At 66.4% G+C, this 24023-nt stretch carries 27 protein-coding genes and 1 tRNA gene; 5 read left to right on the top strand and 23 right to left on the bottom strand.

Translation table 11 applies throughout. The features are described 5' to 3' along the window. Positions 1-28: 28 nt before the first annotated feature. The 10 genes from QRN04_RS06605 to QRN04_RS06560 all read right to left on the bottom strand — a co-directional run bounded on the left by QRN04_RS06605 (position 29) and on the right by QRN04_RS06560 (position 12320). Positions 29-859, bottom strand: coding sequence for a hypothetical protein (locus QRN04_RS06605; protein ID WP_284975272.1), 831 nt, complete (start codon positions 857-859; stop codon positions 29-31). Continuing rightward, positions 856-1275, bottom strand: a complete 420-nt coding sequence (locus tag QRN04_RS06600; RefSeq protein WP_133830761.1) for a dATP/dGTP diphosphohydrolase domain-containing protein — start codon at positions 1273-1275, stop codon at positions 856-858. The genes QRN04_RS06605 and QRN04_RS06600 overlap by 4 nt, the downstream gene beginning before the upstream one ends. Then, positions 1272-1601, bottom strand: coding sequence for a VRR-NUC domain-containing protein (locus QRN04_RS06595; protein WP_133830762.1), 330 nt, complete (start codon positions 1599-1601; stop codon positions 1272-1274). Before QRN04_RS06595 ends, QRN04_RS06600 begins: the two co-directional genes overlap by 4 nt. Before the next feature lie 6 nt (positions 1602-1607). Beyond that, positions 1608-2057 (bottom strand): hypothetical protein, encoded by a 450-nt coding sequence (locus QRN04_RS06590; protein ID WP_133830763.1) that lies wholly within the window; start codon positions 2055-2057, stop codon positions 1608-1610. Positions 2058-2220: 163 nt separating this feature from the next. Continuing rightward, on the bottom strand, positions 2221-5445 hold the full coding sequence (locus tag QRN04_RS06585) for a hypothetical protein (RefSeq protein ID WP_284975271.1): 3225 nt from the start codon (positions 5443-5445) through the stop codon (positions 2221-2223). A gap of 242 nt (positions 5446-5687) precedes the next feature. Further along, positions 5688-5924: a hypothetical protein gene (locus QRN04_RS06580; RefSeq protein ID WP_133830765.1), complete on the bottom strand. Its 237-nt coding sequence runs from the start codon at positions 5922-5924 to the stop codon at positions 5688-5690. A gap of 7 nt (positions 5925-5931) precedes the next feature. Beyond that, entirely contained in the window at positions 5932-7860 is a 1929-nt protein-coding gene (locus tag QRN04_RS06575) for a DNA primase family protein (protein WP_208294363.1), read from the bottom strand. Positions 7861-8969: 1109 nt separating this feature from the next. Then, a complete protein-coding gene (locus tag QRN04_RS06570) occupies positions 8970-9380 on the bottom strand; it encodes a hypothetical protein (protein WP_133830766.1) in 411 nt (136 codons plus the stop codon). Positions 9381-9550: 170 nt separating this feature from the next. Beyond that, a complete protein-coding gene (locus QRN04_RS06565) occupies positions 9551-10375 on the bottom strand; it encodes a CPBP family intramembrane glutamic endopeptidase (protein WP_284975270.1) in 825 nt (274 codons plus the stop codon). A 19-nt stretch (positions 10376-10394) separates the two neighbouring features. Further along, positions 10395-12320, bottom strand: a complete 1926-nt coding sequence (locus QRN04_RS06560) for a DHH family phosphoesterase (protein ID WP_284975269.1) — start codon at positions 12318-12320, stop codon at positions 10395-10397. Between the two features lie 207 nt (positions 12321-12527). On the opposite strand from QRN04_RS06560, the gene QRN04_RS06555 reads away from it, so the two are divergent. After that, a complete protein-coding gene (locus QRN04_RS06555) occupies positions 12528-12863 on the top strand; it encodes a histone-like nucleoid-structuring protein Lsr2 (RefSeq protein ID WP_056387574.1) in 336 nt (111 codons plus the stop codon). 123 nt (positions 12864-12986) lie between these two features. On the opposite strand, the gene QRN04_RS06550 is transcribed toward QRN04_RS06555, so the two are convergent. Both QRN04_RS06550 and QRN04_RS06545 read right to left on the bottom strand, forming a co-directional pair. After that, positions 12987-13475 carry an SLOG family protein gene (locus QRN04_RS06550; RefSeq protein WP_133830769.1) on the bottom strand — a complete coding sequence of 163 codons (489 nt, stop codon included), beginning with the start codon at positions 13473-13475 and terminating at the stop codon, positions 12987-12989. A gap of 168 nt (positions 13476-13643) precedes the next feature. Beyond that, the gene (locus QRN04_RS06545; protein ID WP_133830770.1) at positions 13644-13976 is read right to left on the bottom strand and encodes a hypothetical protein; all 333 of its coding nucleotides are present in this window, start codon (positions 13974-13976) and stop codon (positions 13644-13646) included. A gap of 2134 nt (positions 13977-16110) precedes the next feature. Between QRN04_RS06545 and QRN04_RS06540 the strand changes: the two genes are divergently transcribed. From QRN04_RS06540 to QRN04_RS06530, 3 genes are all read left to right on the top strand, one after another. After that, complete coding sequence (locus QRN04_RS06540; protein ID WP_133830771.1) at positions 16111-16578, top strand: hypothetical protein; 468 nt, start codon at positions 16111-16113, stop codon at positions 16576-16578. 52 nt (positions 16579-16630) lie between these two features. Beyond that, positions 16631-17944: an acetate and sugar kinases/Hsc70/actin family protein gene (locus tag QRN04_RS06535; RefSeq protein WP_133830772.1), complete on the top strand. Its 1314-nt coding sequence runs from the start codon at positions 16631-16633 to the stop codon at positions 17942-17944. A 189-nt stretch (positions 17945-18133) separates the two neighbouring features. Further along, a complete protein-coding gene (locus tag QRN04_RS06530; protein WP_133830773.1) occupies positions 18134-18364 on the top strand; it encodes a hypothetical protein in 231 nt (76 codons plus the stop codon). Positions 18365-18468: 104 nt separating this feature from the next. On the opposite strand, the gene QRN04_RS06525 is transcribed toward QRN04_RS06530, so the two are convergent. The 5 genes from QRN04_RS06525 to QRN04_RS06505 form a co-directional block, all read right to left on the bottom strand. Beyond that, positions 18469-19191: an HD domain-containing protein gene (locus QRN04_RS06525; protein WP_133830774.1), complete on the bottom strand. Its 723-nt coding sequence runs from the start codon at positions 19189-19191 to the stop codon at positions 18469-18471. A 155-nt stretch (positions 19192-19346) separates the two neighbouring features. Next, positions 19347-19610, bottom strand: coding sequence for a hypothetical protein (locus tag QRN04_RS06520; RefSeq protein WP_056387596.1), 264 nt, complete (start codon positions 19608-19610; stop codon positions 19347-19349). A gap of 36 nt (positions 19611-19646) precedes the next feature. After that, entirely contained in the window at positions 19647-20027 is a 381-nt protein-coding gene (locus tag QRN04_RS06515) for a hypothetical protein (protein WP_133830775.1), read from the bottom strand. A gap of 5 nt (positions 20028-20032) precedes the next feature. Further along, positions 20033-20362: a hypothetical protein gene (locus QRN04_RS06510; protein ID WP_284975268.1), complete on the bottom strand. Its 330-nt coding sequence runs from the start codon at positions 20360-20362 to the stop codon at positions 20033-20035. 67 nt (positions 20363-20429) lie between these two features. Continuing rightward, entirely contained in the window at positions 20430-20669 is a 240-nt protein-coding gene (locus QRN04_RS06505; protein ID WP_133830777.1) for a hypothetical protein, read from the bottom strand. A gap of 251 nt (positions 20670-20920) precedes the next feature. Between QRN04_RS06505 and QRN04_RS06500 the strand changes: the two genes are divergently transcribed. Next, on the top strand, positions 20921-21142 hold the full coding sequence (locus QRN04_RS06500) for a hypothetical protein (protein WP_056387604.1): 222 nt from the start codon (positions 20921-20923) through the stop codon (positions 21140-21142). A 61-nt stretch (positions 21143-21203) separates the two neighbouring features. Here QRN04_RS06500 and QRN04_RS06495 read toward each other — a convergent pair whose 3' ends face one another. From QRN04_RS06495 to QRN04_RS06470, 6 genes are all read right to left on the bottom strand, one after another. Continuing rightward, a complete protein-coding gene (locus QRN04_RS06495; RefSeq protein ID WP_133830778.1) occupies positions 21204-21797 on the bottom strand; it encodes a hypothetical protein in 594 nt (197 codons plus the stop codon). Between the two features lie 141 nt (positions 21798-21938). Beyond that, complete coding sequence (locus tag QRN04_RS06490; RefSeq protein ID WP_056387609.1) at positions 21939-22277, bottom strand: hypothetical protein; 339 nt, start codon at positions 22275-22277, stop codon at positions 21939-21941. Positions 22278-22314: 37 nt separating this feature from the next. Then, complete coding sequence (locus QRN04_RS06485) at positions 22315-22962, bottom strand: thermonuclease family protein (protein ID WP_284975267.1); 648 nt, start codon at positions 22960-22962, stop codon at positions 22315-22317. A 166-nt stretch (positions 22963-23128) separates the two neighbouring features. Continuing rightward, positions 23129-23431 (bottom strand): hypothetical protein, encoded by a 303-nt coding sequence (locus tag QRN04_RS06480; RefSeq protein WP_056387614.1) that lies wholly within the window; start codon positions 23429-23431, stop codon positions 23129-23131. Positions 23432-23448: 17 nt separating this feature from the next. Then, on the bottom strand, positions 23449-23757 hold the full coding sequence (locus tag QRN04_RS06475; RefSeq protein WP_071416397.1) for a hypothetical protein: 309 nt from the start codon (positions 23755-23757) through the stop codon (positions 23449-23451). 62 nt (positions 23758-23819) lie between these two features. Beyond that, positions 23820-23965 (bottom strand) — tRNA-OTHER (locus tag QRN04_RS06470). Positions 23966-24023 lie beyond the last annotated feature (58 nt).

The raw sequence follows: 24023 nt of genomic DNA, 5'->3' as shown, positions 1-24023 counted from the left end.
TCCTCTCGTGGGTTGTCGGTAGTCGGGATCAGGCATGGAATGCCTCGCGGATAAGGCCCATGCGGACCTCGGCGTCATCGGCCCGGCGTGTCTGGGCGGCGAGCTCTGCCTCCAGCCCGACGATCCTGCGCTGCAGGGCGGTGACACGCGGGTCTTCACCCAGTGCGGTGCGTACGCGCTCAAGCACCGCTTCGGCAGAGGCATCCCCGACGGCCGAATCGGGTATGCGTGTCGCAAGCGGCAGATCTTCCTTGGCCTCGGCGGTCATGTCGTCCTCTGCTTCCTGCCCGGGCTCGGGCGCGATCATCAGGTGTCCCCGGCGGCGGGTGGGCCGGGCCGTCGCGGGCCCCGGCTGGTCTTGTTCCGGTGCATCGGGCTGTGCGGGCGCGTCGACGGGCACGGCCTGGAAGGCCGGCTCCCCGGCCCCGTCGAACGAGACCTCGATGAGCTGGTCCGCAGGCAGGCCCTCGGGCTGGGCGTCGAACCAGCGGGAGAAGGCGGCTGGGTGCTCAACGAAGGCCACCGCGACGGTCATCTGCCGTTTCCCGCGTGGCCTGCGGTCTGCGGCGGATACTGCATGGTCGGCCCGGTGCCCGCCGAGCAGCCGTTTCATGTCGGCACGGGCGTTCTGCGCCGTGCGGTTGGGTGAGGTCATGTTGCGCGGCACCGAGACGGATCCGCCGGCGTTGTTGCGCAGAATGGCGTGGCCCCGGGACGAGACACGCCCAACGCAGCCGGCCCGCATCGCTTCGAGCACGAGCTCCGTGGCCTCGCGATCGAAGGTGCCCAGGTCGGCCCGGGTGAGCTGGCGGAAGGCCGAGGTTGCCTGGCCGTTGCCCTTGGTGACGCGGCCGCTCATCGGGCGGCCTCCGGGGTTCCGGCGTCACCGCGGGCGATCACCGTCCGGGTGCTTTCCGCGGCCAGGAGGTTGAACACCACGGCAGCCGCGTGGTCCTCATCGTCTTCGCGGCACATCCACTGCATGAAGTGGCGGAAGGCGCTGGCGCGGAACTCCTCCATCTCTGCGGCAGTGCTGGCCTGCTCCCAGTCGCGCGAGTCGTACTTGCGCGCTCCACGCTCCACGAGCGCGGCCGTCCTTGTGAGCAGCTGGTCCTGGTAGGGCACCTGAAGGGGTACGAGCAGGTCGAAGCGGGGCTGGCCTGTCTTCACCTCGCGCTGCATGCCGGAGGCGGTGACCCTGCGTGATCCCGAGTCTTTCGTTTCGTAGTCGCGGGCGGTTGTCTCCGGGCCCGCGGCCGTGGCTGTTGCGGTCATGATGCTGCTTTCTGCTGGCTCTCGATCCGGCGGTAACCGAGCACGTGGGTGATGAAGGCGTCGACGGCCTGCTCGTCATCCACGACGTGGATCTCGGCACCGAAACGGCGCATCTTGGCGTGCATGACGTGCTGGCGCTTCTCGAGGTCTCCGCCGGGTCGCTTGACCTCGACGAAGACCGTGCCGGTGGGCGTGAGGACGATTCGGTCGGGGACGCCCCCGCGGGCCGGGGACACAAACTTCAGGCAGAACAGACCGTGCCGGCGGCACTGCGTGAGCAGGTACTGCTCGACGGCCTTCTCCCGCTGGTTCTTCTTCCTCGGCATGGGGGCTCAGTCCTCGTCGGTCCCGGCAGCGTCGGAGGCGTCGCCGTCAAGGAAGTGCCCGAAGCCGACGATGTCCTCGTCGTCGATGTAGGCAGCGATGGCGTCCGGGTCGTAGACGAAGCTCGGGTCGTCAGGGTCGACCACGACCCAGCGCTTGGCCGCATTGCCGTAGTTGGAGAAGCCGTCGATGTCGGCGACGGTCACCAGGCCCTGGTGGGCGAGCTCCTTGAGCCGGGTGCGGATGCCGGAGTCCGAGGAGCGCGGCACCTCGCCGAGGCTGGTGACGACGCGGTCGTGGTAAGCGGCGATGAGCTCGTCGTGGGTGAGCGGGCCCTTCTCGCGGACGATGTCGAGCACGATGGGACGGACGCGGGATGCGCCGAGCGCGGCCTTCACGGCGGCGGCGTAGGAGGTCTCCGGGTCAGTGGAGCGGACAGGGAGTGTTGACTGGGACATGATGGCCTCTCGTGGTCGTGTCGCGTCGAGTCCGAATTGCCTTTCTTACTCAATTATGACTCGAAGTGAATGATCTGTGCGGAACCATTCGCAATGGTGCGCAGAGTTGAACAAGGGGGCCGCGGCGTGCGCGGCCCCCTTGTGCGGGTTGTGGTGGATCGGCTCAGACGGCCTCGTTCATCCAGTTCTTGGTGAACGTCTCCTCGAGCATCCGGACGTAGGTGTCCAGGTCCAGCGAGGCGATGAGCCGCTCGATCCGGTCGGCCGGCAGCTGGTGCAGGTCGTCGTTGACGACGACCATCGACCAGGTTGGGTCGATGGCGTTAATACGCCGCACCACGACGTCCTGGTCGTCTGGGAGCACGGCGAGCCCGTCCGACATGCTGGCCTCGGCGCGGGAGCGGGCCCAGCCGTGATGGCGCAGCACCTCCAGCGCGACCGGGTCGCGCTTGGTCCGGCCGATGTCCTCCTCGCGGCGCTTGGCCTGGCTGGCCGCGGTGACCTTCCAGGCACCGGCGTTGAGCAGGCTCCGGGCGTTCTCGGTGCCCTCGCGGACGATGAACACCCGGTTGACCATCTGCAGCACCTGTGGGTCGCGGACGTTGGTCACGTGACCCTGCTCGCTGAACTTCACACCCACGGCGGGGTCGATGGGCGCAGCCGAGAAGGGGTAGGTGATCGAGCCGCGGGAGGCCGCGATGACGTTCTGGAACAACAGGAGCGACCGGATCGGGTCGTCCTCCAGGACCGCCTCCTCGATCACCTTCCGGCCCAGCATCAGGTCGAAGGGCTCCGCGATCGCCGACTCCCCCCTGCTCGCCACCGTCTGCAGGTAGCGGGCCAGGGCGAAGTCGATCACGGCCGGGTGGGCCAGCGACTTCGTCGGAGTCGGGCCCGCGTGGCAGGCCAGCGTGCCGCCACCGGCGGCGATGATCGGACTGTCTGCCACGGACCGCCCCGGTTCCGGGGCCTCCAGCTCCAGGCGGTTGTTCGAGTCCTTGCTGATGAGGAACATCAGCTCAGGTTCGATGTCGACGCCGATGGCCTCCTGCTGCTCGGCGAGCACCCGGTTGTTGGTCGCTTCGTCGAATCCGTTCTCGCCGCCGACGACCGAGTAGAGGCCGTCGGTGTTGGTGGAGATGATCCGCGCCCCGGCCAGCGTCTGGGCCTGTCCGATCCGCCAGCTGAACAGCTGGCCAAGGATGCGCATCGAGATGATGCGGTTGTTCATCCGGATCGGCGTCCGGTGACTTGCGTCGCCTGCGCCCGAGGCCGAGTTGAGGATCAGCTTCGTGCCGTTGCGCAGCACGCCGAGCCCGGCGATCTGAGCCTTCATCCGCGCAGCTTCAGGGCTGTCGCCCGGAAGCTGCGCCAGCTGCTTCTTCAGCCCCTTGATCTCCTTGCCGTAGCGCTCTTTGTCGAAGAAGATCTTCGCGTAGCGGTCCTCACCCAGCTCGGGGTTCCAGAACGCCCGCATGTTGCGCAGCAGGTTCGGGTAGTAGCTGGTGAAGTCCTCGTGGATCACCAGGCCAGCCGAGGTACGTGCGAACTTCGGGTGCAACTTGTCGGAGCCGTCTTCCTTGGCGATGAACAGCTCCGGCTTCTTCTTGGCCGGCTCATCGCGGTAGGCGGCATTGGTGGCCGTGCTGTTGGCGAGTACCACCTTGCCTTCCAGGACACCGCCGTCGGGCAGGACGACGTTCAGCGCCTCCGCCTCGGGCCGCTGGGTGGTCAACAGGTCCGCCGGGTCAGGCACCTGGGCCTGGGCGCGGGCGAGCTGCCCGGCCTGGTCAGGGTCGTCCTTCTTCGGCTTGCGGTACTTGACCTTCTCCGGGTCCGAACCCAGCAGGACCAGCCGCTTGTCGACGAAGGTGCCGTCGGGCAGGCGGAGCATGGCGTGCTGACGCTTGGCCTCGGCCACGAAGTCCTTTGCGTCCGGGAAGGCCTGCGCTGCCCGGATGAGCATCATGGTCTGATCGTTGTGCTCGACCTTCTCGGCGTTGAACACCGACAGGTCGGCTTCGGCCCCATGGATGCCGCCGGTGGAGAACGTGGCGAAGCAGGACGACGGCGAGGCGTCCGCCCGGAAATACGGCACGTTGTTCGGGGTCTTGGGCACATCGCGCAGAGACCGGGCCGGAAGGCTGAACTTGTCGCGGTACTCCTCGGAGTCGTTGAAGTTCTGCCCCTCGATCGAGCGGTAGTACGCCACGACTTGCAGGAACTGCCGGTGGGCCTCGCGCTGGGCTGCAGTCACTTCGGAGTGGGTGGCCGGGTCGGGCGCGACGTTCTCCTCGAAGAAGCGCACACACTCGTCGAGCACGTTGACCGGCTCGATCCCGCGTTCTTTAGCGACCTCGGGGTGCGGATATACGAAGGACACCGCCTCGATGTCATCCAGTGAGGCGTAGGGTGCGAGGATGCGGCCCACGAACTTTGCCGATGAGGAGTCGACTGCCAGCCGGTCCTTGCGCACCGCACCGTTATTGGTGAACACCGTTTCGGTGAACTGGGCGAGCAGAGCGGCCTTGAGATCGAAGTTGCTCGCGTACGCCGGGTGCCGGAACAGCTGGGCCAGACCAAGGCAGTCCGAGACGTTGTAGGCCAGCAGCTCATAGAGATCCTCTACCGCCTCGATGCTCGTGTCATGGCTGAGCTTCTCGGATTCCTTGATCTGGCGGCCGAGCATCCCGAGCAGGCGCTTGAGGCTGACCTTGGACTGCAGTTCGTTCAGCCGGGCCACGTCCAGGTGCCGGCCCGAGTGAAGCATGGCGCGGCGGATCTTCGCAGCCGCCCCGTCCCAGCCGAGGTAGCCAGGCATGTACTCGATGTGCTGGGACGAGAAGAGCTGGTCGTTGTGGTCGCGCAGAGTACGGGCCGTGGTCGGCTGAAACGGCCGACCGCTGCCCGGGGCCGGAAACGCCTCGTTGAGGTAGAGCGCGACCATAGTCGTGTCATAGTTCATTGAGTTGTAGCCAGCAAGGAACGGATGCACTGCCGGGTCGTACTCGGGGTCTGTGTCGCAGACCGGACGCAGCGCCGCGGGGTACCCGCCTGGGTCGGAGTGGTTGCACACCTGGTCGGCGTTCGAGAGGCCCATCAGTTCGGCGAGCCGGAGGCTGCCCCGTTCGCCGCCGAGGTTCCAAAGCTGGACGCTGACCGCGGGCAGCCCCGGGTTGGAGCGGATCACGGTGTCGTAGAGGGCTTGGGGGTCGACGGAGGCGACCAGCGCCGGGTCGTCGGCCAGGAAGAAGATCTCCAGGTCGTGGACGGCGCGGCCCGGCCGCGGGGTGTAGGCGCACAGCGTGAAGACGTTCGACAGCGATTCGATGTCGTAGAACGTGAAGAGCGCGGTCTCAGCTGTGACGGGGGTGCGCTGGGTGGTCATGGGTCTGGCCTTTCGGTCGTCACCGGCCGTCACGGCCGGGGTATGCAGTTATCTGGTCGGGGTGCCGGCTGCTGCCGCGGATGGCCTTAGGCGGCGCTTCTTCCTTGTGACGGGCGCGGGGACCGGCCGGGCACCGCGGACCCATCGACCTCCCACCAGGGAGTAGCCGAAGTGCTCACGCTGGCCGATGCAGTCGGCGCATTCCTTTCCGGGTGAGACTCCCTCTCCTGCACATCCGTCCTTCAGTCGATCGGGTTGTGTGGAGAGCGGCGGCGCGGGGCGTCCATCCGACTGGAGGCCTCAGCCACGAGCCGCCGCTTCTCCTCCGGGTCGGCACTGATCTGCGAGCGGACGATCAGGTTGGTGATCCGCTGTTCGCGGGCGACATCGGCCAGCGCGGTGCTCGCCCTGCCTTGTTGCTTGGCGAGGTCGGTCACCGCCCGGGCGAGCTCGGTGATGGCCCTGGCGATTGTGCGCATGGTCGGATCAGTCCTCTCCTGTGGTGTCCTCGTCGTCGGCGTCCACCTGGGCGGCGGGACCGGTGTGCCGGAGCAGGCCGCGGTAGTTGGCCTGAAGGACCGGCTGCGACTTCTTTTTCGGGTCCGAGCCGCTGTAGTGCGGGTTCATCCACTTCTTCAGCTCGTACTCGGCGATGGTCGTCTCGGGGGTGGCCATCATCTGGCCGGGGCGGATCTTCTTGTTCTTGTCCGGGCAGTGCCACAGCGGGTCAGGCCGCACGATCGCAACCAGGTCCGTGATGAACTGCTTGTTGCTCACCGGCGACCCCGAGGGCGAGACGTCTGCGAACCAGGCCTTGTAGAGGTCATAGGTGAAGGTGAAAGGCACCAGGTCCCACACCAGCCGCTCGCGGAACTCTTCCCAGAAGGCGCGCACGGGGTCGTTGGCCTCCTTGTACTCGGCCAGGACGTCCTTGGTCGCCACCGGCTCGGAGAGCTGGTAGTAGTTGCCCGGGTCGGCTGCGCCGGCGCGGTTGAGCACGTACCAGAGGGCGTACTCCAGGACCTCGCGGCGCTGGAGGTAATCGTCCTTGATGTACTTGCGCTCCATGCCGGTGAAGCTCTTGTTGAACGGTACGAACAGCTGCCGGCGGTAGAAGCTTTCGGACTTGTCCTTCACGCGCGGGAACTCGTTGAGGCACTGGACCATGAAGCCGAAGAACTGGTAGGCGATCGGCATCCGGTACTTCCGGTTGATCTGGATGACGTCGTTGGTGACGATCGCCTTCAGGTTGGCCGCTTTGTCGATGAAGGTGCCCACGTCGTTCTCGTCGACGATGATCGCGTTGGCGCGCACGAGCGGCTCGAGCGCGAAGTCCTTGCCGAAGTCGCTCAGCGGGATCGAGGTGTGCGAGCGTGGCCCGCACAGGTTGCGCATGAGCGAGCACAGCGTGCCCTTGCCGTTGTTGCCCTGTTCTGAATAGAACCAGGCAGTCTTGCCCCAGCTGACGTGCGGCCGGATGATCGCGCCGATGACCTCCCAGAGCAGCTCGGGGATACCCTCCTCGTCGGAGAGCTCGTGGATCCAGGACTCGATGTCCCAGACCGAGCCGTCGACAGGGTGGACGATCACCGGGTTGTCCGGGTCTTCGACGTAGTCGATGTGGCACTTGGCCAGGAACACCAGTGCCGGGTCGAAGGGTACGAGCGACTTGGGTTCGAAGTGGAAGGCCTTGCCGCCCTCATGGATGTCCCGGGCCTCGCGGCCGTAGTGGAACACGCCGTTGTTCACGGCGATGAGGTCTCTGTGGCTGCACTGGTGCCGGCGCGGGCTGTCCTCGCGGAGTACTGCCAGGACCTCGGCGAACTCCTTGAGTGTCAGCTGCGTGTTGTAACGGCGTGCCGTGGTGCGGATGTCGTCCTCGCTGGTGGTGTACGTGCCGCGGCCCGGGCCGGTGGCCTGGTACATCGCCAGCAGGTCGTACTCGCGGTCAGTGTCCTTGGCGCTGGGGGCGATGCGGATCACGTGGTGCAGGCTCAACAGGATTTGCGCCACTTGCCAGTAGGTCAGGTGCCGGGCCAGGGGCAGCTTCTCGGCAGCCACCTTGGTCTTGCTGTTCTCGGCCTTGGAGACGCCGTTCACGATCGCGAGCAGCTGCTTCTCGAGCAGGCGCGGTGCCGGCGGGTCCGACGGGTCGATCAGCTGGAGGTAGACCTCGGTCGCGCGCGTGACTATTTCGTTTTGCGGGGCGATGTCGCCGCCGTCGGCGAAGTACGTCATGACCTCGGTGAAGGCGTCGGCGACAGGGTTGGTCGAGGGGGTGTCGAAGTCCTCGTCGAAGACGGGCGTTGGGTCGTCAGGAGTCGTCATGCTGCTGTCTTTCTCGATCGCGTCGAGTACCTGCCGGCAGTGAGTGGGAAGCCGATTGGTCTCGTAATCGAATAGGAACGTGCTCACGACTCTATGCCATCCGAATGGTCTTTCGCAACGAGTCGACTGATAGCCGACTCATGGTCCGGCAGAGGTCCCGGGTGGGGCTCGGAGGGGTCGCGCGCGAGACCCGGAGGCCACGACGACACGACGAGAGCGTGCGGTCTGGAATGAGAAACAGCGGCTCCGGGGGCGTATGCCCCACGGAGCCGCTGGCTTCTCGTGCTCGAGCACTCCCCCGCGGGCGGCGTGAGCCGCCCGACCCCCTGGTCGGGGTTCGGGGAGTTCTTCCGACCGGCCGGCCGGGAACCTCCAGAGCTGGGATCCGGCTGCAGCAGCGAGCCGGTATACCCCCTATGGGTATCGGAAGGTGTACCACTTGACGTGGTACACCTGTTTCCCCTGGTCAGTCGGGGATTTCAGGACTTCTCCAAACGGGGTGTACCACATGGAGATTTGCACGTGGTACAGGCGTTTGCCCTGGTGAGACGGGCTTTATATACCCCCTGTACCACTTGTACCACTAAATAAAGACTAGATATACGCGCATGGGGATAAGAGCTCTTACTGGCTGGATGACCGATCGGAGGCGTCCTTCGCGCACATATGTAAACGCTCGGAATCTGGTGGTACTCGTGGTACACCTGCCGAAAACGCTGATCTACCAAGGCAAAACGGCGTACCACGTCCGCTCGGGCACGTGGTACAGACTCCCTCGGCCGCGGTCGCCTGACCCGCCGTTTGAGCAGGCCAGCACTGGGATCGGGAGGTGTACCACGACACGTGGTACACCTCGGCGCTGCGTCCTCCCGTGCAGCGGAGCATCAGGCCCTGACGGCCCTGACGGGAGCGACCGCGATGGGTCCGGCGTCCTGGTCGACCGGGCTTCCGAGTGATTCCGAGTGATTCCGAGACAGACCTTCGAATGGCCGCCGGAATGGGATGCCAACTGCATTGCACATGATGAATCGACACTGATAGAGTGGGCATTGGTGTTAGGGCCAGGAACCGTCACCAGGCGTTGTTGTCACAGGAACGTGAAAACAGAAAGGCCGGAGAAGCATCCCCGTGGGAAGGGAGCTCTCCGGCCTTTCTGCGCGCTCACGCTGGTGCGAGGCCCAGGGTGCGCCGGCCGCCTAGAAGGCGGCCGCGCTGCGGCCTCGCCGGTATCCCGCATTGGGGGACTCGGGTATGTGGGCACGGACCCGGTGGCCGTCCTCGACGGCGTACAGGATCTCGTAGGTGATGGAGACGTTGCGGTTGCAGGGCATCACACCCTGCCTCCGGCGCATCTCGAGCTTGCGGAAGCCAGCGACGGACTCGGCGCGTTCGAAGAAGCGGGCGAGCATCTCGCGGGCGCGTTCGCGCGCCTGCTCCGCCGTGCCGCCGCTGGTGCTCATGGTGAAGAAGTGCATGGACCCTCGATCGAAGGTCGGCCTCTCACCGGTGTCTAAGTCGCTGGCGAACCGCGCGCGGCGCACTTCGCTGCCGCTGGGGCGCACGAGCCGGCCTTGCGCGTCATACGCGCACTTGTTGACGACGGCCATGGTGGATCCACCTCCTCTCAGGTCTGGCTGACGAAAATCCTTCAGCCAATCCCCCGGTGACCGGATCACCCCGGTCACCCGAGAGCAGGCCCTCCGGAGCGACCGTCGGCCCACGGCCGAAAGGTCGCCCGGAGGGCACCAGCGTCAGTCCTGCACGTTGAGCCCGGCCGCTATGCGGCCTGTGGCTCGCTTTCCCTGCATTCTTCCCCGCCGGCCTCCCTGTCGTCTTGTGCAGGCCCGCACGCGGGTGCCGCCATGCGGTACACCGCCAGGGCGCACGCGAGGAACGCCGCGGTCATCAGCAGCGCTGAGACGGGGTTCGCCAGTGCGCCCAGCAGCTGGGCGGGGACAAGGACGGCCGCGAGGTTGAAGGCCAGGTGGAGCAGCACGCACGGCCACAGGACGCGGGTGCGTTCGTAGACCAGCGCCAGCAGCACCGCCAGGGGCAGCGTGGCAGCAAACTGGACGACGTTGGCGTGCAGCAGGCTGAAGCCCGCGGCGGTGACGAGCACCGCCGCGACGATGCCGACCCTGCGCCGCAGCAGCGGGTAGAGCAGGCCGCGGAAAAGCATCTCCTCGGCCACCGGCGCTGCCACCAGTGCGAGCAGGAGGGCCACGACGGGACCGGCGTCTGTCTTGGCTCGGGTCGATTCATCGAATCCCGCCGAGCCGCTAAGGGTATAGAGCCACAAGGCCAGGGACTGGCCGGCGAAGAACGCCAGAGCCAGGCACCCAAGCACCGTTCGGGTAAAGCGCGGTGTTCCGGACATCGGTCGGACCGTTGGCGCGTTGGCGAACCACCGGGGCCGGAAGAGCCTGGCAGCGCTGACGAGCAGCGCCACCAGGCCTCCGAGCACCGCCGTACCCAGGACGGGCTCGCCGACCTCGGAAACTACGGCAAGGCCAAGTCCCAGGTAGGCGGCGAGCACGCCGAGGGGCACGAGGACACACCACGCGATGGAGACGAGCCGGGACTTGATGGGTGGAGCGGGCATCCCCGCCTCCTTTCCGTGGTCAGACAGACGCAGGGATCTGCTCTTCGATGACGGCCTGGACGCGGGTCTCGCCGCGGAAGGTGTTCAGCTGCAGCTTCGCGATGAAACGCAGCGTTCCGACCTCGGTGCGGCTGGCCGACCGCGTCAGAGCCGAAATCTCCGGCTCCTTCTCCTCGGCGACGTTCCACCACAGGCAGGACAGCCCGGACCTGGTGACCAGCCGCAGGTGCTTCTTGCACAGGCGGCACACGCGGTAGCCGCGGGCGTTGGTCATCAGGTTGGCGTCGGTGCGCTCATGGCCGCAGTCAGTATCGGAACCGATCCGGTCCACCCGCAGCCCGAGTGGCTCGACAGCGATTTCGACCACCGGCTCGACGAAGCCGTGGCCGAAGGGCCGCAGCGCTTCCACACGCCGGACGAAGCCGACCAGAGGCTCCAGGTCGTCCAGGCCAGCATCGCAGTCCCGGTCCGGGCCCAGGACCAGGTCGGCACGGCGCTCATCCTGGACGACAGCCAGCAGGGCAACCTGCGTGGCCTCCCGCAATGCTTCGACCAGACCGTCGAGCAGTTCCGCCCGGTCGACCTTGACGCCGCAGGCCTGCTGGTGGCCGATGGCGCGCATGCCGTCCTGGTGCTCGAGTGTGTCGATGATGCCGAACCACGACGGTGCCCGGCCGGAGCCCCCGACGTAGTCATCCGGCCCGGCGGGACGGTTGAGCACGACGACCGGGTGGCCGTGGCGCTCCATCAGCCGGTTGGCGAGCAGACCGTACATGCCCGGGTAGGCCTCGGAGAAGTAGACCCAAGGGGCCAGCGGCTGATCACCCTCCTCGAGCTCCTGGGTGTGGACCTCGACAAGCTCCTTGCGGCTCTCGTTGGTCGCGATGACCTGGTGTGCCGCCTCGAGCATCAAGTCCTGGTCAGGCGCGGTGAACACGCCGAAGCACGGTGCGAGCGGGTCGCCCGTGCGGCGCGGGGAGTTCATCGCCGGCGCGAGGTAGAACCCGTAGAAGCCCTCGTCGATGCTGTCGATGTCGCGGACCTTGCCTGCCTGGCCGAAGGCCTTCAGCAGGACCGCGAAGCCCTCGAAGGCCCGGACGAAGGCCGGGTGGTGCGGGTCGACGCGCAGCAGCTGCATCAGCGTCGACCGCCCGACGTCGATCGCCTCGGGGTCCGGGTCGAAGCCCCAGGGGGTCGGGACCGTGCGCGGCGCGGGCGCGTACAGCAGCCGTGCGATGGACAGCGAGTCGCGCACCAGCTGCCGGTTCTCGTACAGCACGGGCATGACGTCGGAGACGGTGCCCAGGCCGGCGAACAGGCGCAGCAGGCGGATCTCCCAGAGCTTCTCCGGCCGGTGGACGCGGGCATAGGCCTCCAACACCTGGTAGAGCACGTGCGCGCCGCAGATGCCGGTGTTGGCGTAGGTCTCGTCCATCCGACAGGGGTCGACGGTGACGTCGGCGCTCGAACCGGGTTCGAGCTCCTCGTGGTGGTCGGTGACCAGGGTCTTCCATCCCAGAGCCCGGGCGGCGGCGATCCCGCGGTGGGAGTTCACTCCCCCGTCGCAGGTCAGCAGGACCTTGGTGTCCGGCCACGTCGCTGCGATCTCTGCGATGTCCTCGGGCGTGAGGTCGTGGCCGCGGCGGTAGTCGGGCACGTGCAGCTCGACGTCGAAGCCGAGCTCTGACAGTCCGGCGTAGCCGAGCACACCGGAGGAGATCCCGTCCATGTCGAAGTCAGGGGCGATGGTGACCTTGTGGCCGGCGGCCCGGGCGTCTTCCAGGGCCTCGACCATCTCGGCCAGGCCCAGGAGCTCGTCGTGTTCAGCTGATTCGATCTCGCGGAGGTACTCGTCGGTCCAGCCGCGGCGCTGGCACATCAGGGCGAACAGGTCGACGCCGTCGTCCGTCAGTGGATGGTCGTCGACGGTCTGGAGAATGGTCATGGCGGGGGGCCTCTCGATCGTGTCGAATGGTCGGTTTACAGGGGTGGGGAAAGGCACCCGCTGGCAGTGTGATTTTAGCAGTGTGTCAGGTGGATTATGCTGGAATAGCAGCGTTTTCGGCCTATGATGAAGGCATTCGAAAGATCTGTCGTTCTGGCGTGCCCAAAGACTTCTCTAAGGTGGTTCGGATCGTCTACCATTCAAGACATGGCTATTCGAAATATTGTGGAGTCGGACATCAGTGGCAAGCCGGATGCTGCCACAGTCACCTTCGGACTGGGCGACACCTGGTTCGAGATAGACCTGACCGACGAAGAGCGCAAAGAGCTTGAGAAGAATCTCAAGGAATACATCAGTAAGGGTCGAAAGGCCACTAAGAAGGGCGAGAAGAAGCGACTCGTGCCCGAGACGACGCCCGAGGAACGCGAGGAGATCCGTAAGTGGGCGCGCGAGAACGGTCATGAAGTGCCCGAGTTCGGTCGCATTCCGAAAGCTGTCATGAAGGCCCACGATGAGGCACACGGCATCGAGCGGACTCTCTAGCCCACCCTTTCCGCAGTCTTTCGGGCCATACCGGAGAGATTTCCGGCCACCTATTCGAATCAAGGATCAACAGCCCTGCAGCACCAGCTGCAGGGCTGTTGTCATGTCCGGGGTGTGCACTTGTCAGAACGGAGGCAGGCGCGGGTGGATGATGTCTTCGACCTCGATGCTTGCAGCCAGGGCGCGGGAACGGGCGTGCACGGTGCCATGTGAGAAGTGCCCTGGCGTTCCGGGCATCAGCTGCTGCTGGCCGGTGCGTTGGTCGCACTGGCTGCAAAGGTCCAGGAAGGCGGCGACACGGACCTGCGCTCCCCCGGCGCGCATGGCGACGAGGGCATCGACCATCCGTTGGTTCCGGGTGAAGCCCGCCGCCTTGGGCTCAGCGCTCCAGTCGCCCGGGAACTCAATTACTTCGAAGCCGGCAGCCCGCCACAGCCGCTCGGCCATGGCGTCAGCACCCTTGGGACAGTGCCCTGAGAGGAGCACGGGTCGGGCGACCGCAGACGGTCCCCAGGCTCTCCAGGCCTCGTTCAAAGCCGCCTTCATGGCCTCCGCGGCGTCCCAGGTCCGGGAACCGGTCACGAGCAGCGCATGGCTGAATCCACTGGTCATCGCGATGCCTCCCGGCTGGTCATCTTGGTCATCGGCATAGATCCCGCCGGGGCCGCCGCGGTGGCAGTCCGGATTGTGATACTCGTCTGTCGCTGCATCATTCGCGTCCTCTTTCGCCGCAATGTTTTCCGGAATGATTCCCGGTGTTTCTTCTCAGTCGGCTGGTCACTACGCGGCAGCTGCCGACGCCTGGGCACTGTTGACCCTGGCAGCGCCGCGTTCGTAATGGATTGCCACCCGGACCTTCCGGTCCTCGCTGAGCGGTGCGACGTGAAGGGTGTATCCACCGTCCTTGTCGCGCTGGAGGTAGGCGACGCCGACCGTGCCGCTCTCTTCATCGTCGAAGTCGACCTTGCCAAAGCTCTCCGCCGGAGTCGCCTCAGTGACTCGCTCTCCGTGGGGGATCCACGGCCCGGCCTCGCACCTGGCTCCGGTGTCGTAGGGCGAGAGCTGCGGCTGTGGCCGGCGTGCGGACCTGGATGCCTTCCGGGCGTGTGTCATGACGATGCCTCTTCTGTTTCTCGGGATGTAGGTGTCGGGCATCGAGTGCAGGTCCCGCCAGGGGTCCGCGGAGACTCGATGTACGGTCCAGCTCCCGTGCCAGCTCCGCTGGCCTGACGGCCTTCTGGTGAACCGTGTCGGGAACTGCTCCGACTGGGCCGCGCAGCGGGCCGGCCGACGGGCCGTCCTCCTCGGACAAACCTGGTGCGCAGCGCCAGGTGATCCACCGCCTGGCTGCACCCTTTGCTGCGTCGTCCACCTGTGGATAAATGCGGCGGGGCAGGCGGGGGCGTCCTCCACTCAAGCGCAGCGCTGGGCATAGCCGGAGGGAGCGCAGCGACTGACGGACCGGCGAGCGAAGCGAGCGGTGGAACCTGTCGGCTATGCCGACCAACAGCGTCTCGAAGCGCAGCGAGAGACCGAAGCGAAGCGGAGGGTCCGCAGGACCGCTGTTGCCAGGTTCCCTTATGCCCTTTTCCTCTCTTGCCGCCATTTCGCCATTCCACGGCTGGAGCGTTAGCGGAAGCCTGGAATATCAGGGGAAACGCCCCGTACACCCTTGACCCGTACACCCCCTCTCCATCCGCGCAGCGGGTGTACGGGTCATGTCGTTTCCGCTGGATTTACGGGCTTTTGGGTGTACAGCCCTTTTGCCGTCCGCTGCAACGCCGTACGGATGCATCTTCCGCACCACCGCGAGGCACGAGCGGGTACCCGTACGGGTCCTCACACGTAGCGTCAGCGACGTCGGGCGCAGCCCGGTCCGCACCCCCTGGTGCATCCTGCTGCCGCAGGCGCATCAGACCCGGAGCGCAGCGGTCCACCACTCCCCGCGACCTGTCGCGTCAGGCTGTGGAAAACTCTGCTGTCACAGCACTGCACTGATCTGTCGGTGCGCTCGTCGCACCCGTGTGCGGGTGCTCACTCCGGCTCTGTTTCGCGGTCGCGCCAGCATCTGTCGCACCGCGTCCGAGGCGGGCCCACACCGCTTCCTTGCCGGGGTCCGTTCCGGGCCGGCCGGCTGCCCCTCCTGGTGGCAGCTGCACCCCCGGATGAGCGACAGCGAGTCCTCGACGGCCACCGCCCGGCCTGCCCCTCGTGGACGCATCAGAAGAGGAGCTTTCCCGGGAAGCATGAAGCCTCCCAGATCCAACGGGAGCCCCCGCTTCCCAGCGTCACGGAGCCGCCCGGGTCTCCCACCAGGTGCAGCTTCCTGGAGAGCCTCGCGGGTTCTCACCTTCTGGACCCCACCGCCCGTGAGGCACGGAAGGAAGCGGAGTTTTTGCCCTTTCGCTCCATGCGGGGCCCTACTACCCGGTTCGCCTTTTCCCTCCGCTCTCCTTGCGGCCCCCGGGCGGGTCGGTGACGCCACAGGCGCAACCACAGCTGCTCCACCCTGCTCCGATAGCTCCTCCGCTTGCTCCAGGACTGCCTAGAGGTGTCGCAGGCGGGTGTTCCAGGTACCGGTCCGGGCCCGCATCGCTGGACCCCTTCTGGTCCCGGAGTGGACAGATCATTGCACCGGCATGGCCAGACAGGGACACAGACCAGACCCATAAAAGACCCGAGAGAGTCCAGAAAGGCCATTCAGGCCCCATTGAGTTCCGGATGGCACTCCTTGGGGCCGCTTCGGGCGTACTGCTGGTCCCATGATGGTCTCTTACAGGTCTGCTCTGGTCCGGCTCGCGACGGTGGACTGTTGCTGGTCTCTTCGAGGGCGCTTCTGTGCTTTGTGTGGAACCACCGAGCGCCCTCCAATGTGCCGTGGCCTGATCGAGGTCTTCTGCTGGTCCGCAGCGGACCGCGTGCCGGTCCCGGGTGAGCCCTTGATGAGTCCTGTGTCTTCTGGTTCCCCGGCAGACCCGTGGCCTTCTGCGGGTCCTGCCGGCGGCTCCCACGGGTCCCGCCGCGGCCAGGGGTCGCTCACGGTGATGCAGGCCTGATCTGCTGGCGGCCTTTTGCTGGTCTTGGCGTGGTCCTTGCAGAGACCATTGAAAGACCAGTAGAATGATGACTGATAAATGAGTCGAAAGGTCCCCGACTGGCAGTAGCGCCTCGGGGACCGCGCATGAGAGGGGGCCGCGATGACCGAGGACAGTGTCCATCAGCACGAGGGCGCAAGGGGGTGCTCGCAATGACCGATAAGGCCGAGCCACGCCGTCTGCGCTGGAGCGTCCCGCGGGCCGACGAGTCGACGAACCGGTGGCTGGACGAGCAGTACGACATCTCGCGCTCGCTCCAGCTGCTGATCCGCGAGTCCATCCAGCGCGACGGCTACATCGACGTGGTCAACCGTCCCGTTGAGCATCTTCCCCGGCGCGGCCGCCCGCCGCAGGGCGAGCAGGACCCTGGGCGCAGCGAGGCCCATGAAGGAGAGGAACGCGGCGATGACGGCCGTGACGGGAGTGAAAGCCAGCACGAGAGTCGCGAAGGCCGTGACGAGGCTGCCGTGCCTGTTGCTGTTTCTTCAGAGCCCGTGCAGCGCGTCGAGGCAGCCCAGGCTGTTCAGCCGCCGCCCACGCCTCCTGTCCGCGAGCCCCACCCTGTTCCCGCCGAGGAGCCTTCTGTCCCTTCGGGGCTGGACGCCTTCCTCACCCGCTGATCCGCACCGCACTTCCTGAGACACCGACTTCCTGACCGAGAGGGACACAACCATGAGCAACACCCGCACCGCCGAGAAGACCATCCAGCTCACCGGCGGCATCGACGTCGGCAACGGATACGTCAAGGGCGTCATCCGCGGCGAGGTCCACGGCAAGGAGGTCTTTGACACGATCGACCTTCCTTCTGCCGTGGTGAGCACCTCGCGCTCCACGCCCAAGGTGCCCGAGGCTGACTCGGATGCCTTCAAGATCGTGGTGGAGGACGACTTCTACAACCGCGTCGCCGCCTCGTTCACCACTCCCCTGATCGGGCACTCGGACCTGCGCACCTTCGGCCGCGCGGCACTGAGCACCCCTGGGTCGAAGTTCACGCAGTTCGAGGTCGTCGGATCCCGCTCGAAGGCCGACCAGGAACTGAGCTCGGTGCTCGTCCTGGGCGTCTTCGCCGCCAAGGCCCTGCGCGACTATGTCCGCGAGCACGGCGCGCTGCCGGACCGCGAGCTGCGCGCCACGGTGCGCGCAGGCCTGGCTCTGCCGATTGCCGAGTACGTGCAGCGCCGCAGCGCCTATGCTGCCCAGTTCGCGGGACTCCTGGGCGCGGCCGACCCCACGGTGCACCTGGTGACCGTGAAGAACTTCTCCACGCCGGTCACCGTGCGCCTGCAGTTCGAGGATGTGCAGGTCCTGCCCGAGGGCGCGTCCGCGCAGTTCGCGATCACCGACAAGGGCGCGCCGCTGGCGCAGGCTCTGCTGGACGATCTTCGGGCCTCGGACCCCGAGGAGGCCGCGCGCCTGCAGGGTGTCACCGCCGAGCTGCTGGTCGGTGTGCGCAACACCGTCGGCGTCGACGTCGGCGAGGGCACCGTGAACTTCCCCGTCTTCACCGACGGCGCGTTCAACTCCGAAGCGGCCAGCACGCTGGACCAGGGCTACGGCACCGCGCTGACGAACGCGCTGGACCGCATGAGCACCAGCGGAGACAAGGACCTGAGGTTCAAGAACCGCAAGGCGCTGGCCGACTTCCTGCAGCAGGAGCCCAGCGTATTCCTCCAGGGCAGGTTTGACCGCGCCAAGGGCTACGTCGACGAGGAGGCCGAGTACCTGGCCGAGGAGATCGGCGCACGCTTCGAGGACGTCCTCGCCGAGGTCGGCGGCACCACCGAGGTGGTGTACGTCTACGGCGGCGGTTCGGGCCCGATCAAGGAGATCCTGCGCACTGTCCTGCAGAAGGCCGCCGGCGGCATCCCGGTGCTCTACCTCGACGCCGCGTACTCGCGCCACCTGAACCGCGAGGGCCTGTACCTGGCGGCGAAGGCCGTCGAGGTCCAGAAGCCCGAGGGCAAGCGCAGCAAGGCCGCGGCGTGACGATCATGCATTCGTGGCCCGGTCCCGAGAGGCTTGCGGTCGGCATCGAGATGATGCGTGCAGGCTGCCGATCGCGTACTGCTTCCTGTGGTACCGCTCACAGTGCTGAGCGGTACCACAGGAAGCCCCGAAAGAGACCACTGATCGACCAACAACAGACCACAGCCCACCCCAGGAGGGATCAATACCATGACCGACCACGACGAGACCCACGACGGACCCAAGAAGGACCAGCGTCAGACCTATGAGAAGCCCTCGGGCATCGTCGCACGGCTCCAGCAGCTGCACGAGGACCGACCTGTAGTCTTCGCCGTGCTCGTGATGGTGGTCTCCGGGCTGGTGTTCCTGCTCGGCGGAGTCCTCACCGGAGCTGTGGACCTCATCGGCATCTCTTTGCTGCCGGTGGACAACATGCCGTAGCGCCCGGCAGGCACAGCGCGGGCGAAAAAGAGACCTCCCCGGCGGCAGCTGATGCTGCGCCAGGGAGGTCTTTGCGGTGCTGGTGATCCAGGTCAACAGGATGGTCAATCGATGCCATGCTCGGCCGACAGGGCTGCGAGATCGTGGCTGAGATCTTCCATCGCGGCGATGGCGGCCATGGTGCACTGCTGGGTCGCAGGGCAGCAGAGCGAACGGCGCAGACCTGCTCCGACGATCTCGACGGCCGGCATGTACTTGAAGAGCATGCGGTACATGCGCGAATCCTGGCCGTGGCCGAGCTGGTGCCGGATCGAACCGGCGTTGTCCTTCAGGTCGCTGGCCTTGATGAGCAGCGCCCGGGAACCGGAGTTGGCAAGCCGCGTGAGGTGCTCCTCATAGGAGGTGCTGCCGTTAGGGGTGGTCACCGCACCAACGAGCACCGAGGCGCGCCGGCCGTACAGCCGTGCCAGGCAGCCCAGGGGATCCTCACCCGGCTGGCCGAAAGCAGCAAGCAGCTCTTTGCTGCAGTCCTCGACGACATCATGCAGCAGTGCTGCGGCAATCAGTTCAGCGTCGGTGACGCCCCAGCGCAGGAGGCGCAACGCCACGCGCAGCGGATGCTCGATGTACGGCACGCGAGGCATGTCTCCCCTGATGAAGCGGGTCTGCTTCCGGTGCAGGAACGAGGCCGTCGCAGCTGCGCGGGTCACGAGCTCCGTGTTCGTGGTGCCGGGCATGAGGTGTTGGATCTCCCGCTCGAGTTCGAACACGAGCATCGCAGGGTCCATTTGCTTGAGCGGGATACGCGTCGTGGTCAGGGTGGTCATGGCTCTTCCTTTGTTCGGGATGGTTCTCTTGCTGTTGCAAAACACCAGGCGCTGCCCCGCAGCGCGTGGACCCGCCTCAGAGACAGAGTGAGAGCCCCGGCCCCGCGCCGGAGCGCAGGAGCCGGGGCTCTGGTGGGATCAGGCAGGGCGACTGGTCATTGGTGCTGGCTGGGCTGGGTGTCGTTGTGACGGCGTAGCCGGGCAGCCCAGGTCTTCAGGCCCGGAAGTCCAGCAGCCCAGACAGCACCGGACAGGACCACGAGCACCACGCTCGCCGTCCAGTGGCCGGTCCAGGCGCTGGCTGCGATCGCGGGCAGCAGGGCGAGGACGTTCAGCACGATCCCCGTGACGAGGAGCGCCCTGCCGACACTCCGGAGGATCCGCTCGCGGCGGCCGGTGGTCTGCATCGTGTCAGGCATGGTGGTTCACGCTCCTTCGTCGTGGGATGTGTTCTCTCAGAGCTCGATCCGCTTGCCGCGGGCGAGCTCGGCAGCGGGGATGCTCAGCCGGTAACCGCCGACCGGGTAGCTGGGGTGGTCGCTGGCGACGACCGCGCAGTTCCACCAACCAGCGTGGCGCTTGCGAGGACGGGGTTCTTCCTCGCCCTCGGTGCGGGCCTCGCCGCGGTTTTCGATGGGCACCACGACGACGCGGTGGCCTGAGCCCCGCTCGGTGGCGTGCCAGGGCAGCTCGATGAGCAGGTCCTGGGGCCACTGCTCGATGGTGACCGGCAGCTTGGACAGTTCGTGGTTGGCCGAGCCCTCGGGCGACTGCGCGAGGCGCTGGGCCTCCTGCTCGGCGGTCTCGACGAATCCGATCTTCTCGAGGAAGGACATGGTGATCAGTGCTCCTGGTTCATGGGTTGGGAAGTCAACGGGTCAGCCTCAACGCTGGACTCGCCGCGGACGAGATCAGCCAGCGCCTGGGCGTAGGCGTCTTTGGCCCGTTCGATTGCAGCCTGCTCGTAGAGTGAGTGGATCTTCTCGCCGGCGGCGATGCGGTCCTCGACCTCGTCCATTGCTATGACGGCGGCGGCGAGCGGGACCCGGGCCTGAGCCTCGGCACGCCGCAGCTCCGGGTAGAAGGCCTTGCTCGTGGCGAGCCGGTGGACGGCGGCAACGCGTTGAGCTTCAGCGTCGAGGTCGGGCTCGGAAGTGGTGGCAGTGGACACGGTGATCCCCTCCTGTTTGATGAAGTCGTTTGTTCGATGCCGGACCTGGATCAGCTGCGCTGGTTCCTCAGCCCTCTGCCAGACGGCGGGCGGCCGCCTGGAAATCCGTGAAGGTAGTCTCGGCGCGTTCTGCCCGTGTGCCGTCCGCCGTGAATGCCGTGCCGCACCATCCGGTGACGTAGCGCTGGCACAGCTCGCGGTCGGCCTGGCGGGCCTGCTCGCCGTAGACGGGCGCGCTGACGACCAGCACATCAGAGCCGAAGTCGAATGGCAGCGCGTCCTGCATGGGTGCGGCGATGGTGCTCATGGCGGTTCTCCTCGGAATCCTGTGGGGCACGGCGCTGCACTGCAGGCCGTCCTTCGTCGATGACTCCTCCGTGACAGCTCCGCTGTCACCACCGCTGGCTGCACCTGAGAATCGAAGATGAAGAAGAACAACAACAAGGTTCCAACCCCGCGCCGGCAAAACGCGGATGATCCGCAGCATCGTCACAACCCCTCCACGCACCCTGGGATAGGCTTTCGGCGGAGTTCAAAATTCAACAAAGGGAGAGATTCGTGGCGGGAAGCGCGGTCTATGGCAAGGGCTACCACGCAGGCAAGCAGGATGCGCGTACAGAGGACCTGATCGCCGCGGGGGTCTTGGCGGCTGCAGGTCTGGTCATTGCAGGTGGCGTCAAGGTTTACCGGAAAGTCAAAGAGGCCCACGCAACCCGGCTGGAACAGCGGCTGAAGGACATCGACGACGGAGGTAACTCCGAAGATTCCGGCCAGCAGTAAACCACGGACACAAAAAAGAGACCCCACCGCCGGAGCACGCGCTCTGACGGTGGGGTCTTCTTCAGGCGAACGTCCTGTCCGCAGCGAAGTGCTCGTGCACGGCCTCGCGGGCGGCGGGGTATTCGTCGTAGGGATCCGGGTAAGCAGCATCGAACCGGGCAGCGGTGGTGATGCCCTGGAATCGGAGCAATTCCAGGAGATCCGGCAGGTCCTGTGCACGGCCGGAGAACTCCGCGGTGTCCGCGGCGATGATCTTGGCGCGGGTCAGCGTGGGGACACTGGCCAGCTGAAGCCTGATGCACTCGTACGCTGTGTCGTCGTCGATCCAGCGCGCCTGGTATATCGAGGCCACGAGCTCAGCGTCGTCACCGTCCATCACGTTGTCGTTGTTGATCCAGTCGCGCTCCAGGTTCATTTCGTCGGCCACCTCATGGATTGCCGCCATGACCTCTGGCGCGAAATCGCCGGTGACGCTGTCGATGTCGACGGTGAATGCCCGGTCCGCAGCACGGATGCCGTACTTCATGAGCGCGAAGCCGCCGATCGCACGGATCTGCACCGGGGCGTTCAGCCCCAGGCGCTTCAGCTTTCCGTCGAGCACCTCGAGCGCCCGCTCCAGCTGGGCCAGGCTGCACTTCTGGTCGTCGTGGCTCATCGTGCTGCTCCTTCTGGTCAGGAAAGAGCGGGTGTCTCCTTCGAGTCCAGATCCGGATCGGCTGTGCCGATCTGACGAGCCGCCAGGAAAGAGACGAGCCCGGCACCAGGGGCTCTCCCCCGTGCCGGGCTCTGTTCAGGCTCAGTGCATGCGTTCGATGCGCGTGGATCCGGACCCGTCCTGCAGGCCGGTGGCGCAGTCGTACCAGAAGCCGTTGGGCAGGCGGACCAGCGTGTGCGCCTCACGTCCTGGCCAGTTGCCGGCAGCTGCGATCGCGGGTACCGCCCGGCGGTCCATCACGCAGCTCACCCCCAGCTCCTCCACGACCTGCGGGTCGCGGACGTACTTCGCGGTGGAGCCATTGCGGGGATCGCACGGGACCTGCTTCATCCAGGCGGGGTGGTCGAGGACCCTCTTGACGAGGACCTTGTCGCCGACCTGGAGTTCGTCCAGCTCAGAGGGTGCTGTAGGGATGGGCATGTGGTTCTCCTGGTTCGTAGTCTGTAAGTGCAGCAGCTCAGCCGCGGCCGATGGAGGAGCACTGTGAGTGCGCACCGGCTTGCAGTGCCACGGCGTTGTCAGCCGCCGTGCGGTACTCGGGGATCCGCTGGGGCTCCGGCTCGCCCTTGGGGAACCAGGGCATGGCGTAGCCGTCGGTGACCTGCTGTCGCGCGGCATCGTTGTGGGCCGGTGTGATGACGTAGGCGAGAGAACGGCCATAACGGTCAGTTCTGTCTGCCCCGGGGTCGTACTCGATGGTCACTGGCATGCCCTGCGGCAGGATGCCGCCAAGATGATCAGTGGCGGCCCTAGCGCCGCACTCGGGCTCGGCATCCTTGTGATAGTTCATTTCGGGCGCGTCGATGCCCAGGAGCCTGACTGTGTGCTCGGGGATCCCGATATGCTTGTCGGTCGCCTCGAGCAGGCCGGCCACCGGCAGCACGGCGACGGTGTCGCCGTCGATGACACGGATGACTTTGGTCTCCACGCTCGCCGGTTTGCCAGAGGACACCTGTCCCGGGTCCTGGGCTGCCGCAATGCTGGTGGACGGCGTACTCGGGACGCCGGGGGCCTTCGGCAGGTCCTCGCAGCCGGTCAGCGTGACGATACAGAGCACGGCGGCGATGAGGCCGCCGAAGACAGATCCGGAGGGGGTGCGCTTCATGGTGGGGTTTCCTTGCTGGAGTGGTCGTCGGGCGCTCTGGCCGGGGTGGCAGGCGTGCTTCTCCACGGGCACGCCCGAGCCAGCTGTGCTGGCTGTTCCGGAAAGAGAAAGACAGGACCCCCGGCCCTGAGCGATGCGCTCGGTGCCAGGGGTCCAGTGAGAGAGATCAGTTGCCTGCCGCGACGGATCCGGAGTCGATGGGTTCGACGATGAAGACGCCGTCGGGCTCGCCCGTGAGCTCAGCAGCGAGCCGGCTCAGTGACTGGGCGTGGTCGAGCCTGTTACCGGCCCAGACACGCCGGCCAGCGTCGAAGTGCTCTGCGGCTTTCCTGGTCTCCTGTTCGGCACCGAGCGAGGCGATGTGTGCGAGCTTGCGGCGCACGTCCGGGCTGAGCTCGCGGATCAATGCGCTGCGTCCCTTGTGCGTCATGCCGAGCAGCATGCCGTTGCTGATGGGTCCGGTGTACATGGCGGTTTCCTTGCTGGTCAGGGTTGTTCCGGTCCGCGGGCGACGAGCACGAGGCGCGAGCCGCGGACGAGGTGGGCCTCACCGCCGACGGTGAGGATGTGGACAGTGCTGCCCACCGAGGGCCGCACCTGCTCGACGACGGCTGTGCCGCCATCCAGATCAGGGTTCAGGTCGCGCAGCGCGACCCGGTCGCCCCGGCGCAGCATCCGGGCGCTCTTGCCGCCGAGGATGCGGTGGCGCTCGGTCGAGCGCAACAGAGCCTCCTGGACCGCAGGACCGCCGTCTTTGACGATGTCGAGGAAGGCGGGGGTGATGGTGTCGGTCATGGCATTGCCCTCCTGGCTGGTGCAGCTGATGGATCGCGCGGGCCTGTACGACCCTGGGTCTGTGGCGCTCACGGGGATCGAACCCGTGACCTCTCGTGCGTCGCCCTGCAACGGGCCTGTAGCCTGGGTCTGCCCGACCAGGGATTGATGCGGAATCGAACCGCGGGCAGTCAGAACGCCGAGTGCTCTGCCGCTGAGCTAGAGCGCCGTGGGCCGGTTCCGGGAAGGAGCCGGCGAGGGGTTGTGAGGAAAGGGACGAGGAGCCG

Source organism: Arthrobacter sp. efr-133-TYG-104 (assembly GCF_030208915.1).
Classification (GTDB): domain Bacteria; phylum Actinomycetota; class Actinomycetes; order Actinomycetales; family Micrococcaceae; genus Arthrobacter.
Note: the sequence above shows the minus strand (reverse complement) of the source record. Positions and strands in the feature narration are given on the sequence as shown.

Excerpts from the sequence above, each read along its gene's own strand:
- QRN04_RS06605 (WP_284975272.1), bottom strand. The coding sequence starts at position 859 with ATGAGCGGCCGCGTCACCAAGGGCAACGGCCAGGCAACCTCGGCCTTC.
- QRN04_RS06600 (WP_133830761.1), bottom strand. The coding sequence starts at position 1,275 with ATGACCGCAACAGCCACGGCCGCGGGCCCGGAGACAACCGCCCGCGAC.
- QRN04_RS06595 (WP_133830762.1), bottom strand. The coding sequence starts at position 1,601 with ATGCCGAGGAAGAAGAACCAGCGGGAGAAGGCCGTCGAGCAGTACCTG.
- QRN04_RS06590 (WP_133830763.1), bottom strand. The coding sequence starts at position 2,057 with ATGTCCCAGTCAACACTCCCTGTCCGCTCCACTGACCCGGAGACCTCC.
- QRN04_RS06585 (WP_284975271.1), bottom strand. The coding sequence starts at position 5,445 with ATGACCACCCAGCGCACCCCCGTCACAGCTGAGACCGCGCTCTTCACG.
- QRN04_RS06580 (WP_133830765.1), bottom strand. The coding sequence starts at position 5,924 with ATGCGCACAATCGCCAGGGCCATCACCGAGCTCGCCCGGGCGGTGACC.
- QRN04_RS06570 (WP_133830766.1), bottom strand. The coding sequence starts at position 9,380 with ATGGCCGTCGTCAACAAGTGCGCGTATGACGCGCAAGGCCGGCTCGTG.
- QRN04_RS06565 (WP_284975270.1), bottom strand. The coding sequence starts at position 10,375 with ATGCCCGCTCCACCCATCAAGTCCCGGCTCGTCTCCATCGCGTGGTGT.
- QRN04_RS06560 (WP_284975269.1), bottom strand. The coding sequence starts at position 12,320 with ATGACCATTCTCCAGACCGTCGACGACCATCCACTGACGGACGACGGC.
- QRN04_RS06555 (WP_056387574.1), top strand. The coding sequence starts at position 12,528 with ATGGCTATTCGAAATATTGTGGAGTCGGACATCAGTGGCAAGCCGGAT.
- QRN04_RS06550 (WP_133830769.1), bottom strand. The coding sequence starts at position 13,475 with ATGACCAGTGGATTCAGCCATGCGCTGCTCGTGACCGGTTCCCGGACC.
- QRN04_RS06545 (WP_133830770.1), bottom strand. The coding sequence starts at position 13,976 with ATGACACACGCCCGGAAGGCATCCAGGTCCGCACGCCGGCCACAGCCG.
- QRN04_RS06540 (WP_133830771.1), top strand. The coding sequence starts at position 16,111 with ATGACCGATAAGGCCGAGCCACGCCGTCTGCGCTGGAGCGTCCCGCGG.
- QRN04_RS06535 (WP_133830772.1), top strand. The coding sequence starts at position 16,631 with ATGAGCAACACCCGCACCGCCGAGAAGACCATCCAGCTCACCGGCGGC.
- QRN04_RS06530 (WP_133830773.1), top strand. The coding sequence starts at position 18,134 with ATGACCGACCACGACGAGACCCACGACGGACCCAAGAAGGACCAGCGT.
- QRN04_RS06525 (WP_133830774.1), bottom strand. The coding sequence starts at position 19,191 with ATGACCACCCTGACCACGACGCGTATCCCGCTCAAGCAAATGGACCCT.
- QRN04_RS06520 (WP_056387596.1), bottom strand. The coding sequence starts at position 19,610 with ATGCCTGACACGATGCAGACCACCGGCCGCCGCGAGCGGATCCTCCGG.
- QRN04_RS06515 (WP_133830775.1), bottom strand. The coding sequence starts at position 20,027 with ATGTCCTTCCTCGAGAAGATCGGATTCGTCGAGACCGCCGAGCAGGAG.
- QRN04_RS06505 (WP_133830777.1), bottom strand. The coding sequence starts at position 20,669 with ATGAGCACCATCGCCGCACCCATGCAGGACGCGCTGCCATTCGACTTC.
- QRN04_RS06495 (WP_133830778.1), bottom strand. The coding sequence starts at position 21,797 with ATGAGCCACGACGACCAGAAGTGCAGCCTGGCCCAGCTGGAGCGGGCG.
- QRN04_RS06490 (WP_056387609.1), bottom strand. The coding sequence starts at position 22,277 with ATGCCCATCCCTACAGCACCCTCTGAGCTGGACGAACTCCAGGTCGGC.
- QRN04_RS06485 (WP_284975267.1), bottom strand. The coding sequence starts at position 22,962 with ATGAAGCGCACCCCCTCCGGATCTGTCTTCGGCGGCCTCATCGCCGCC.
- QRN04_RS06480 (WP_056387614.1), bottom strand. The coding sequence starts at position 23,431 with ATGTACACCGGACCCATCAGCAACGGCATGCTGCTCGGCATGACGCAC.
- QRN04_RS06475 (WP_071416397.1), bottom strand. The coding sequence starts at position 23,757 with ATGACCGACACCATCACCCCCGCCTTCCTCGACATCGTCAAAGACGGC.